The sequence below is a fragment of the Promicromonospora umidemergens genome, from assembly GCF_024171995.1.
GTDB lineage: Bacteria > Actinomycetota > Actinomycetes > Actinomycetales > Cellulomonadaceae > Promicromonospora > Promicromonospora umidemergens.
On record NZ_JAMTCT010000021.1, the window covers coordinates 96,180 to 108,251 of the forward strand.

10 protein-coding genes are annotated in these 12,072 nt (G+C 69.6%); 5 read left to right on the plus strand and 5 right to left on the minus strand.

Going from position 1 to position 12,072, the window contains the following annotated elements; all coding sequences use genetic code 11:
- Positions 1-4: 4 nt before the first annotated feature.
- From pstA to APR04_RS24700, 4 genes are all read right to left on the minus strand, one after another.
- A complete protein-coding gene (pstA, locus tag APR04_RS24685) occupies positions 5-922 on the minus strand; it encodes a phosphate ABC transporter permease PstA (protein ID WP_253875674.1) in 918 nt (305 codons plus the stop codon).
- Positions 922-1,935 carry a phosphate ABC transporter permease subunit PstC gene (gene pstC / locus APR04_RS24690; protein ID WP_253875677.1) on the minus strand — a complete coding sequence of 338 codons (1,014 nt, stop codon included), beginning with the start codon at positions 1,933-1,935 and terminating at the stop codon, positions 922-924. Before pstC ends, pstA begins: the two co-directional genes overlap by 1 nt.
- A 3-nt stretch (positions 1,936-1,938) precedes the next feature.
- Positions 1,939-2,892 carry a PstS family phosphate ABC transporter substrate-binding protein gene (locus tag APR04_RS24695; protein ID WP_253875680.1) on the minus strand — a complete coding sequence of 318 codons (954 nt, stop codon included), beginning with the start codon at positions 2,890-2,892 and terminating at the stop codon, positions 1,939-1,941.
- Between the two features lie 168 nt (positions 2,893-3,060).
- A complete protein-coding gene (locus APR04_RS24700) occupies positions 3,061-3,387 on the minus strand; it encodes an ArsR/SmtB family transcription factor (RefSeq protein ID WP_253875682.1) in 327 nt (108 codons plus the stop codon).
- Positions 3,388-3,499: 112 nt separating this feature from the next.
- Here APR04_RS24700 and APR04_RS24705 point away from each other — a divergent pair, with 112 nt between their 5' ends.
- Both APR04_RS24705 and APR04_RS24710 read left to right on the plus strand, forming a co-directional pair.
- Complete coding sequence (locus APR04_RS24705) at positions 3,500-4,864, plus strand: arsenic transporter (protein ID WP_253875685.1); 1,365 nt, start codon at positions 3,500-3,502, stop codon at positions 4,862-4,864.
- Between the two features lie 184 nt (positions 4,865-5,048).
- On the plus strand, positions 5,049-7,223 hold the full coding sequence (locus APR04_RS24710; protein WP_253875689.1) for a PhoX family protein: 2,175 nt from the start codon (positions 5,049-5,051) through the stop codon (positions 7,221-7,223).
- 72 nt (positions 7,224-7,295) lie between these two features.
- Here APR04_RS24710 and APR04_RS24715 read toward each other — a convergent pair whose 3' ends face one another.
- Positions 7,296-8,132, minus strand: coding sequence for a helix-turn-helix domain-containing GNAT family N-acetyltransferase (locus tag APR04_RS24715; RefSeq protein WP_253875692.1), 837 nt, complete (start codon positions 8,130-8,132; stop codon positions 7,296-7,298).
- Positions 8,133-8,283: 151 nt separating this feature from the next.
- Between APR04_RS24715 and APR04_RS24720 the strand changes: the two genes are divergently transcribed.
- The 3 genes from APR04_RS24720 to APR04_RS24730 all read left to right on the plus strand — a co-directional run.
- The gene (locus APR04_RS24720) at positions 8,284-9,528 is read left to right on the plus strand and encodes an MFS transporter (protein WP_253875695.1); all 1,245 of its coding nucleotides are present in this window, start codon (positions 8,284-8,286) and stop codon (positions 9,526-9,528) included.
- Positions 9,521-10,564: a flavin-containing monooxygenase gene (locus APR04_RS24725; protein ID WP_253875698.1), complete on the plus strand. Its 1,044-nt coding sequence runs from the start codon at positions 9,521-9,523 to the stop codon at positions 10,562-10,564. The genes APR04_RS24720 and APR04_RS24725 overlap by 8 nt, the downstream gene beginning before the upstream one ends.
- A gap of 135 nt (positions 10,565-10,699) precedes the next feature.
- On the plus strand, positions 10,700-12,072 hold a 1,373-nt coding region (locus tag APR04_RS24730; RefSeq protein WP_253875701.1), incomplete at its 3' end, for an FAD-dependent oxidoreductase.

Below are 12,072 nucleotides of genomic sequence, written 5' to 3' on the forward strand. Positions count from 1 at the left end.
GGGGTCACCAGCGCTTCTGGTAGCGGTTGCGGATGTAGATGGCGGCGCCGTTCATGAGCAGCACGAGGGCCATGAGGAGCATGGAGGCGCCTGCGGCCAGGGTGTGGAACTCGGCCTGGGGCTGCGCGGTCCAGCTGAAAATCTGGATCGGCATGGTGGTGAACTGGCTGAGCATGCCGTTCGGGTCGAACCGGAGGAACACGAGCCCGCCGAGCAGGAGCAGCGGCGCGGCCTCCCCCAGCGCGCGGGACAGGCCGAGGATGGTGCCGGTGGCGATGCCGGGCAGCGCTGCGGGCAGGGTGATGCGCCAGGTCGTCTGCAGCGGCGTGGCCCCGATCGCGAGCGACCCGTCGCGCAGTTCGCGCGGGACGGCCCGGACGGCCTCCCGGGTGGAGATGATGATGACGGGCAGGATCAGCATGGCCAGTGCGATCGCGCCGCCGATCACGATGTTCTTCTGCTGCACGCCGATGAGCGCCAGGGCGCCCAGAGCGAGCATGCCGTAGATGATCGCGGGCACGGCGGACAGGTTGGAGATGTTGATCTCGACCAGCCTGTTCCACCAGCGTTTGCGGTCGGCGAACTCTTCGAGGTGTACCGCGGCCGCGACGCCGAGCGGGACGGCCAGCACCGCCGTCGTGCCGACCACCCAGAGCGACCCGAGGATCGCCGGGCGGGCGCCCGCCTCCTCGGCACGCGAGGACGGGTAGCCGGTGAACAGCCGACCGTCCAGTCGCGACAGCCCGTCGGCGAAGGTGTCCACCAGGAGCACGGCGAGCGTGACGAAGCCGATCAGCAGGCTCAGCCACAGCAGAACGATGAACAGCACCGACTGCGGGGTCTGCTCCTTGCTGCGGCCCGACGTCGACAGGACCGCGCGGCGAGCGTCGGCCCCCGAGGCCGCGGGTGTGTAGAGGGACATCAGTACTCCTGCCGGAAGCGGCGGACGAGCTCGATCGCGATCAGGTTCACGATCAGGGTGAGGAGGAAGAGCAGCAGGCCCACGACGAACAGGGTGTTGTACTCCAGCGAGCCCACCCGGGAGTCGCCGAGCGCCGCGTTGGCGATGAAGGTCGTCATGGTCGCGCCCTGCTGGAGCGGGTTGCTGACCATCTGCACCATCTGGCCGCCGGCGATCGTGACGATCATGGTCTCCCCCACGGCCCGGGAGATGCCGAGGACCACGGCCGCCACGACACCGGAGAACGCTGCGGGGAAGACCACACGCAATGAGGTCTGCATGCGGTTGGCGCCCAGCGCGGCCGAGCCCTGCCGTAGTGCGTTCGGCACCGCGGACATGGCGTCCTCGGAGACGGATGCGATGGTGGGGATGATCATGACGCCCATGACCATGCCGGCCGACAGCAGGCTGAACGGTCCGACCTCGAGGCCGAGGTCCTGGAGGAACGGTGTGAACCAGAGCAGGGCGAAGTAGCCGAACACGACGGTGGGTACGCCCGCGAGCAGCTCGAGGATCGGCTTGAGGATGCGGCGCAGCCGTTCGGGCGCGTACTCCGAGAGGTAGATCGCCGAGCCCAGGCCGCACGGGACCGCGACGGCCAGGGCCACCAGGGCGGTCCAGGCGGTCGCCGTGATGAGCGGCAGCACACCGTAGGAGGCGTCCGCGAAGCGCGGGGTCCAGCGGGTGCCGGTCAGGAAGTCGAGGATCGGCACCTGCTCGAAGAAGGTGAGCGCGGGAACCAGCAGCGCGATCACGATGCCGGCGGTGATGACGACGCTGAGCATCGCGGCACCGGCGAGCAGCCCACGGGCGATCAGCTCGCCCGGTCGGCGCCTGCCGCGCAGGTCGGACGATCGGGGCGGCCCGGCTTCCAACGTGTCGAAGGAGGCACCGGAGGGCGGCCCCGACGGCGGGCCGACCGACCGGCCGGGCGTGATGGCCCGACCGGTCGGCGTGGAAGAGACTGAGCTCACGCGTCAGCCCTTCAAGCTGTCCAGCTCGGTGCGGGCGGTGGTGGCCTGCTCCTCGGTGAGACCGATGAACAGCGCCTCCTCGGCGATCGACGCCTCGTTCTCCAGGTAGAAGTCGACGAAGGTCTGCAGGGCCTCGTTGTCGGCGTAGCTGGCGTTGTTCACGTAGATGAACAGGGGCCGGCCCAGCGGCGTGTAGGTCCCGTCCTGGACCGTCTCGGAGGACGGGGTGACGCAACCGTCACCGCCGTCGATGTCGAGGATCTTGACCGCGTCCGGGTTCTCCTCGGCGTAGGACAGGCCGAAGTAGCCCAGCGCACCCGGCGAACCCTGCACGCCCTGGACCGTGACGTTGTCGTCCTCGGTGGGGGTGTAGTCGGCGCGGGTGGCACCCTCCTCACCGTTGATGGCCTCGGTGAAGTAGTCGAAGGTGCCGGAGTCGGTGCCCGCGCCGTAGAGGTCCAGCGGCTCGTCCGGGAAGGACGGGTCCACGTCCTTCCAGCTCATGACCTTGCCCTCGGCCTCAGGGGCCCAGATCGTGCCCAGCTGCTCGACCGTGAGGCACTGCGCCCAGTCGTTCTCGGGGTTGACCACGACGGACAGGCCGTCGTTCGCGATGATGATCTCGGTGTACTCGGTGCCGGCCTCTTCACAGGCGGCGATCTCCTCGTCCTTGATCGGACGGGAGGCGTCGGAGATGTCGGTCTCGCCGGCGCAGAACGCCTTGAAGCCGCCGCCGGTACCGGAGGTGGCGACCGTGACCTGGACGCCCGGCTCGACGTCGGCGAACTGCGTCGCGGCGGCCGAGGTCAGGGGGGCGACCGTGGAGGAGCCGTCGACGGCGATGGTGCCGGAGAGGCCACCGTCGTCGGCCGCCTGCTGACCGCCGCCGCAGGCGGCGAGGGAGAGCGCGAGGCCTGCGGCGCCGACCGCCGCTGCGGTGCGCTGGGGGAAGTTCATCACCTGTGGGATCCCGTCTTGTGGAGGCGAGATGTTCCCGCCTACATCGTCTGTCGGACGAGATTGATAGAACGCGGTCTATGTGAACGCCAGGTGAACCGCTGCCCAACCCGTCGTGATCAATCAATCACGATCGATGCTTAGGGGCTAGACCGGGGGTGAAGTCGGTCAGTCCGCACAGGCGGGGCGTAGCCGCGGGGCGCCCTCAACGGCAGCGAGGCCGACGAGGGCGCCCAGTGTCGCGGCGAACGCACCAGACGTCAGGCGATACCAGGTGAACCTTCCCTCGGCCTCCCCGACGATCACCCCCGCGTCACGCAGCTGGCGCAGATGGTGACTGATGGTCGTCTGCTTCGCGCCCGTGAGATCCACCAGGTGGCAGGTACACAGTTGCTCCTCGGTGAGAGCGAGCACGATCTGCAGGCGGAGCGGGTCGCTGAGCAGCGCGAACTCCGCTGCGAGCTCGGCGGTCGGCGGTCGGACTGCGCTTGGCATGCAGTGATGCTACACATCAGCGCCGGTTGATATCAACGAGCATCGATGTAATGCTTTCGCCCGGCAGCCCGTCAGGCGCCACATCCATGCCTGCCCGATTCGTGGAGAACCCATGCTGCTCGCCCTGATCATCTTCCTGGTCACGCTCACGTTCGTGATCTGGCAACCACGCGGTCTCGGGATCGGCTGGAGCGCCTTGGCCGGCGCGGGCGTCGCTCTGCTCACCGGGGTGGTGCACCTGAGCGACGTCCCCGACGTGTGGGCCCTGGTGTGGAACGCGACGCTCACCTTCGTCGCCGTGATCCTCATCTCCCTCGTCCTTGACGAGGCCGGCACCTTCGAGTGGTCGGCCCTGCACGTCGCGCGCTGGGGCAAGGGCAACGGTCGACGGTTGTTCACCCTCATCGTGATCCTGGGCGCGGCGATCGCCGCGGTGTTCGCCAACGACGGCGCAGCGCTGATCCTGACCCCGATCGTCTTCCAGATGATGCTCGCGCTGAAGTTCAGCCCGGCCGCGTCGTTCGCGTTCATCATGGCAACTGGCTTCGTCGCGGACACCACCAGCCTCCCGCTCGTGGTCTCGAACCTCGTCAACATCGTCTCGGCCGACTTCTTCGGCATCGGGTTCGCCCGCTACGCGCTGGTGATGGTCCCGGTCTCGCTGGTCTCGCTCGCCGCGACCCTGGGTGTCCTGCGGTTCTTCTTCCGCAAGTCCATCCCCGACCGCTACGACGTCGCGGAGCTCGGCCGCCCCGAGGACGCCATCCGCGACCACCTGACCTTCCGTGCCGGCTGGGTGGTCCTGGCCGTCCTGCTCGTCGGCTACTTCGTTGCCGAGCCGTTGAACGTGCCGCTGTCCGCCGTCGCCTCCCTCGCGGCCCTGGCGATCATCGTGGTCGCGGCCCGCCGTCCGGTCTTCCTCTTCCGCAGCGCAACCTGGCGGCCAGAGCCCGTCACCGGCACGACTTCGGCGCCGGTCGGCCGTGGGCCCATCGCCGTGTGGCCGGTCGTGCGGTCCGCGCCCTGGCAGGTCGTGCTCTTCTCCCTCGGCATGTATCTGGTCGTGTACGGCCTGCGCAACGCGGGCCTGACCGATGCCCTCGGCGAGGTCTTCGCCGCGATGGCCGGGCAGGGCACGCTCGCGGCCGGCGTCGGCACCGGATTCCTCGTGGCCGGGATGTCCTCGGTCATGAACAACATGCCCACGGTGCTGGTCGCAGCCCTGGGCATCGATGCAGCCGACGCGACCGGCATCGTCCACGAGATCATGGTCTACGCCAACGTCATCGGCGCGGACCTGGGCCCGAAGATCACGCCGATCGGATCGCTGGCGACCCTGCTGTGGCTGCACGTGCTGGACCGCAAGGGCATGCACATCGGCTGGGGCCAGTACTTCCGCATCGGAATCATCCTGACCATCCCGGTCCTGGCCGTGACGCTGCTGGGCCTGGTGGCCTGGCTGACCGTCCTGCACTGACCAACGGGCGGTGAGGGTGGCGACCTCAGGTCCGAACCGTAAACATAGACAGCGATTTATGCATTTTCCGTTCATTGCCACGTTTCCGGATCGTCGAGACGTGGACACCGCCCGTTCCTAGCGTGGACACCACCCAGCTCCCGCTGCGAATATCAGAACCCCCGAACGTACACGGAGACCTCCGATGACGATCGCCCCCGAATCTCGCCAGCTGCTGCAGATGGCGCCGTATGCGCGTGGCAAGCGCAGCCCGGTCACCTGCCGCCTCAAGTGTGCGGACGCCTGCTCCCATCCCGCTCCGAACGAGAGCGCCAACGAGTACTTCAAGGACGTGGTGAGCGCGGCACTGTCCCGCCGCGCCATGCTCGGCAGCATCGCGGTCGCCACCGGTGCGGTCGTGATCGGTACGGAGGTGGTCGGCGCGCCGTCGGCCACCGCGCACGGCTGGGGTCACGGGCACGACGGCGGGCGCGGCGGCCTCTCGTTCCGGCCCGTCGCCTCTCAGGCAGCCGACGTCGATGCCCTGGTGGTCCCGGAGGGTTTCACGTGGAGCCCGATCATCCGCTGGGGCGACCCGATCCTGCCCGGTGCCGAGCCGTTCGACGTCAGCTCACAGAGCGCCGCCAAGCAGGCCCGCGCGTTCGGGTACAACTGCGACTACCTGGAGCTCTTGCCGCTCGGCCGTGGTCGGCACGTGTGGTCCGGCAAGGGCCGCACTGGCCGACGGCGCGGCCGCGACCTGGGCACCTCGGCCCTGATGGTGTCCAACCATGAGTACACCAACGCCGGGATCATGTTCGACGAGACCTACGACGCCGCGACGCGTCGGGCGATCGAGCGGGCCGCGCACGGCATGTCCGTGGTGCAGGTGGAGCGCCGCCGCGAGGGCAAGCCGTGGGAGTACGAGCCGCGCAGCCGGTACAACCGCCGCGTGCACGTCGGCACCAAGTTCACGCTCGACGGCCCGGCCGCCGGGTCGGACCTGCTCAAGACCGTCGACGACCCGACCGGCACCCGCGTGCTGGGCACCCTGAACAACTGCGCCGGCGGGACCACGCCCTGGGGAACGGTGCTCTCGGGCGAGGAGAACTTCCACGGCTACTTCCGGGTGGACGGCACCGACCCGCGCGACGCGCGCTACGGGCTGAGCAGCTCGACGTCGCCCACCAGCTACGGCTGGGAGCTGGACGAGCCGCGCTTCTCCGGGCACAACGAGGGCTACGAGAACGAGTCACGCCGCTTCGGGTACATGGTGGAGATCGACCCCTACGACCCGGAATCCACGCCCGTGAAGCACACCGCGATGGGCCGCTTCAAGCACGAGGGTGCCGAGGTCATCCTGTCGCGCCACGGCCACGCCGTCGCGTACATGGGCGACGACGAGCGCTGGGAGTACGTCTACAAGTTCGTCTCTTCCGACCGGTTCCGGGACGGAGACAGCCTGGGCGCCCGGCGGCACAACATGGGCCTGCTCAGCCGCGGCTCGCTCTACGTCGCGAAGTTTTTGGGCGACAGCACCGGGGAGATCGACGGGTCGGGCGACCTGCCGTCCGACGGAGCGTTCGACGGGCGTGGGGTCTGGATGCCGCTGCTGATCGACGGGCGCAGCGCGGTGGCCGGGATGTCTGCCGAGGAGGTCGCGGTGTTCACGCGCCAGGCGGCCGATGCCGTCGGCGCCACGAAGATGGACCGTCCGGAGGACATCCAGCCCAACCCTGTGACCGGCAAGATCTATCTGGCCTGCACCAACAACTCCGAGCGCGTGCCCGGCGCGGCGCGTGGCGCCGTCGACGAGGCCAACCCGCGCGACCGCCGGGTGGTCAGCGGAGAGACCCAGACCGGCAACCGGGACGGGCACGTCATCGAGATCACCGAGGACGGCGACCACACCGGCACCACGTTCCGCTGGAACATCCTGCTGCTGTGCGGCAACCCAGAGGTCAACGAGTCCGTGTACTTCGCCGGGTTCCCCGTGGACCGGGTCTCGCCGATCTCCTGCCCGGACAACGTGGCGTTCGACTCCGAGGGCAACTTGTGGATCTCGACGGACGGCGCGTCGAGCCCCATGGGGCGCTGCGACGGTCTGTTCAAGGTGCCGCTCACCGGCCGCGAGCGCGGGCACGTGCAGCAGTTCCTGTCCGTGCCTACCGGGGCGGAGACCTGCGGGCCGATCATCGACGACGAGGACGGGATGGTCTACGTCGCCGTGCAGCACCCGGGCGAGGACGGCTCGTTCGCCGCGCAGCAGTCGTACTTCCCTGACTACCTCGCGCCGGGTGAGCCGGCCGAGGCCGGTGCGTGGCGCGGTCCGCGGCCGTCCGTCGTCCAGGTGTGGCGGGAGGGCTCACGCCACCGCTGAGCCGTTACCTCGACGCCCGTCGCCCTCGGGGCGGCGGGCGTCGCCGTCTGCGGACAGCCCTGCAGACCGGGCTCAGTTCACGACGCTGCGGCGTTCCATGAAGACGGTGTCGTGCCAGACGCCGTCGCGCTGAGCGATGCGTTCGCGGATGCCGAGGGTGCGGAACCCGGCCGTGTGGTGCAGGCCGACGCTGCTCCGGTTCTCGGCGAAGATCGAGGTCTGCAGCGTCCAGAGGCCGCCCTCGTCGGCGGCCATGACCTGCTTGCGGATCAATGCCTTGCCGATTCCACGGCCCCTGTACCCGTGGCCGACGTAGATCGAGGTCTCGGCGACACCGGAGTAGACCTCGCGCGCTGACGCGGGGGTTGCGGCGGCCCAGCCGACGACCTCGCCGTCGATCTCGGCGACCCAGCGGTGGTCCGGCAGCCACTTCGCGTCCAGCGACGCGCGGCTCGGAACGGCGGTCTCGAAGGTCGCGAGGCCGGTCGCGAGGCCTTCGCCGTAGATGCGACGAACAGCGGCCCAGTCCAGGTCCCGCAGCGCACGTACGGTCACGTCGGCCGGGACGTCCTCAGGGCAGCATGGGCGGGGCGCGAGCAGGCCCATCACGGCGTCGGCGGCGTGCGGCAACCCCACGCAGCACGCGGGGTTGATCGTGACCAGGGTCGCGGTGCCCTCCTTGTGCAGCTGGACGAACCCGACGTCGGCGAGCTTGCGTACGTGGTGGGAGCAGGTGGACTGGCTGATGCCCAGGACCTCCGTGAGCGCGCCGACCGTCATCCCCTGCGGCGCCGTAGCGACCGCATGCAGCAACCGGACCCGGGTCGGCTCGGCCAAGCAGGCGAACCAGGCCGCATAGGTGGAAGCCTCGGCGTCGGGCAGGACCTGGGCCTCGAGGGTCGTCGTCATGAACATCATGATCGATCAGACTCGATGGTTGCGTCAATCGACGACGGTCGATAGAGTCCCGACCAGTCAGATCGAACAACATCGATGGGAGAACTGTCATGAGCACGTTGCCCCCTGTCGGTGCCGTCCTCCGGCCGCTGAGGTGCGAGCCATGAGGGCGGAGGTGGTCGCGGAGCCCGGCTTGTCGCCGGCCGGGCTGCGCAGGGTCCTGGTGACGTTGTGCGTCACCGAGATCACCAGCTGGGGCATCCTGTATTACGCCTTCCCCGTGCTGGCCGTCGAGATCACGAGGACGACCGGCTGGTCCGGGGCATCCGTGATCGCCGGCTTCTCGGTCGGGCAGCTGGTGGCGGCGCTGGCGGGGATCCCGATCGGTCGGTGGCTGGACCGGATCGGTCCGCGCTGGCTGATGACTGGCGGTTCGCTGCTCGCGGTCCCCTCAGTGGTCCTGGTCGCCACGGCACAGGACCTCGCATGGTTCATCACCGCCTGGGCGCTGATGGGGTTGGCGATGGGCGCGACCCTGTACCCACCCGCGTTCGCGGCCTTGACTCGCTGGTACGGTCCGCGGCGCGTGTTCGCCCTCACCGTGCTCACCCTCGCTGCCGGCCTGGCGTCCACCGTCTTCGCGCCACTGACGGCGCTCCTGGCCGCGCACCTGGACTGGCGGCAGACCTACCTCGTGCTCGCAGCCATCCTGGGGGTCATCACGATCCCCGGACACCTGTGGGGACTGCGCGGCACGTGGCCCGACCCCGAGCCGCACGATCACGCACAGCCGGCCGAGCACCGTAACCCCGGGCAGGTGGCACGCTCCCGCGCCTTCGTCCTCTTGGTGGTGACGTTCGGCCTGGCCGCGTTCACGGCCTATGCGGTCATCATCAACCTGGTGCCGCTGCTCACCGAACGCGGCCTCACCCCGGGCCTCGCGGCAGTGGCGCTCGGGCTCGGCGGCGCCGGACAGGTCCTGGGCCGCCTCGGCTACACCACTCTGGTGAGGCACACGAGCGTCCGCACCCGCACCGCAGTGGTGGTCGGCGCGGTCGCTCTCACCACCGCGGTTCTCGGGCTGGTCACCTCGACGCCGGTGCTGATCGCCGCTTCGGTGATCGCCGGCATGGCCCGCGGGGTGTTCACCCTGCTGCAGGCCACTGCCGTCACCGACCGCTGGGGCGCCGTGCACTACGGCCGCCTCACCGGTCTGATGTCCGCCCCGCTCGCGATCACCATGTCCCTCGCCCCGTGGGCGGGGGCCGCAATCGCCGCTGGCTTCGGCGGGTACTCCAGCACCTTCGTGCTGCTGGCCGTGGTCGGTGGCGCCGCTGCGTTCCTCGCACTGGCCACCACACCCGCCACACGCCCAGCACCGTCTCGGAAGGACACTGATCATGACTGACGCGATCGTCATCGGCGGCGGCCAGGCCGGCCTCGCCGCCGCCCACGCACTCCTCGCCCAAGGACTGCGTCCCACACTCCTCGAAGCCGGCGACGAGCCGGTTGGTTCGTGGCCGCGCTACTACGACAGCCTCCACCTCTTCTCCCCCGCCCGGTACAGCACCCTGCCCGGTCTCGCGTTCCCTGGTGACCCGGACCGCTACCCGCGCCGCGACGAGGTGGTCGACTACCTGCGCACCTTCGCCAAGAGCCTCGACGCGGACATCCGCACCGGCCACCGTGTCACGGCCATCACTCACGACGGCGACCGGTTCACCACGCAGGTGCCGGACGAGCAGCCGCTGTCCGCGCCGATCGTGATCGCCGCGACCGGCGCGTTCAGCTCGCCCCACCAGCCCTCACTTCCTGGCCTCGATCGATTCACCGGTGCAGTCCTGCACTCGAGCGAGTACCGGGACCCGGCGCCGTTCGCCGGGCAGCGAGTCGTGGTGGTGGGGGCGGCGAACTCCGCGGTCCAGATCGCGGTCGACCTCGCACCGCACGCCCGTGTCACTCTCGCCACACGCGCACCGGTCCGGTACACCAACCAGACGCCGCTGGGTCGCGACGCGCACTTCTGGTTGACCGTCAGTGGGTACGACGCGCTCCCGATCGGACCGTGGCTGGGCACTCAGCCCAGCATGCCCGTGCTGGACACCGGCACCTACCGGACAGCCGTCGACGCGGGACGGCCTGATCAGCGACGCATGTTCACCGCGATCGACGGCGACGCCGTCACCTGGCCCGACGGCAGCGCCGAAGACGTGGACACCATCCTGCTCGCCACAGGGTTCCGCCCTGACATCTCCTACCTCGGCGGTCTCGGTGCACTCGACGCGAACGGCGCACCGCGACAGCGTCGTGGCCTGTCCACCACGCATCCCGGCCTGGGCTACGTCGGCCTGGAGTGGCAGCGCAGCTTCTCCTCGGCCAGCATCCGTGGTGCCGGCCGTGACGCTGCGTACGTGGTCCGCCGTCTCGCCAGACGTCGAGGTTGAAACGATGGGGCCGGGCGGTCGAACTGGCTTGCTTCCTATATCGGTAACTGTCAAAATAGAAATAGGTCAATATACGCCTGGCCGTCGGATACAGGGCGAGCCCAGCCCCGTCAGGAACCCGAGCAGAGGAACCTCATGAGCACCTCGTCGCCCCTCAAGATCGTCGTCGTCGGTTCGGTAGCGGCGGGCACCTCCGCCGCCGCCAAAGCCCGGCGCAACACCGAGACCGCCCGCATCACCGTGTACGAGCGCGACCACGACATCTCCTACTCCGGGTGCGGGTTGCCGTACTTCGTCGGCGGCGAGGTCGAGACCATCGACGAGCTCACCCCGCGCAACGCCGCGTGGTTCAAGGCCCGTTACGACGTCGACGTCCGCACGGGCCACGAGGTCACCGCGGTCGACGCCGCAGCCCGGACCGTGACCGTGCGCGACCTCGCCACCGAGGAGACGTTCGAGGACACCTACGACGAGCTGATCCTGGCCACCGGAGTACGCAGCGTGGTCCCGCCGCTGCCCGGCGTGGACCTGCCCGGGGTATTCACGGTCCGGAACCCGTCCGACGCCCGCGCGATCCGGGAATGGATCGAGGAGCGCCAGGTGCGCCGCGCCGTCGTCGTCGGTGCCGGATACATCGGGCTGGAGATGACCGAGCAGCTCACCGAGCGCGGCATCGAGGTCACCGTGATCGAAGCGCTGGAGCACGCCATGCCGCGCATGGACGCGGACATGTCCGCGCGGGTGGACGCCGAGCTGCGCAAGCACGACGTCGACCTGCGCCTGGGTACGCGCGTCGGCGCGATCGAGGGCGACGACGGCGGCGTGACCGGGGTGCGTGTCGGTTCCGCGGACGACGGCGACACCGTGCCCACCGACCTGGTGATCGTCTCCGTCGGCGTGCGACCCAACCTGGAGCTCGCGCAGCAGGCCGGGGTGACGATCGGCCCGACGGGCGCGATCGCCGTGGACCCACAGGGGCGCACCGATGTGGCGCACGTGTGGGCGGTCGGGGACGTGGCCGAGTCGTTCAACCTGATCACCGACGAACCCACCTGGGTGCCGCTGGGGTCGACGGCGAACAAGATGGGCCGCATCACCGGTGACGCGATCACGGGCGGCACGCTGGAGCACCGAGGCATCCTCGGCACGTCGATCGTGCGGGTCTTCGATCTGGCGGTGGCCCAGACCGGGCTGACGGAGGACCAGGCCAGGGCGGCCGGGTACGACGTCGAGGTGCTGCACAACATCAAGCCCGACCGGCCCGAGTACCTGGGCGGCGAATCGCTGCTGATCAAGGCCGTCGCCGACCGGGCCACCGGGCGGCTGCTCGGCGCGCAGGCCATCGGCGCGTCCGGGGCGGACAAGCGCATCGACGTGCTGGCCACAGCGATCACCTACGGGGCCGACGTCGCCGACCTGTTCCACCTGGACCTGGCCTACTCCCCCACCTACGCCACGACCAAGGACCCGGTGCACTACACGGGCATGGCGCTGGACAACGCGATCCG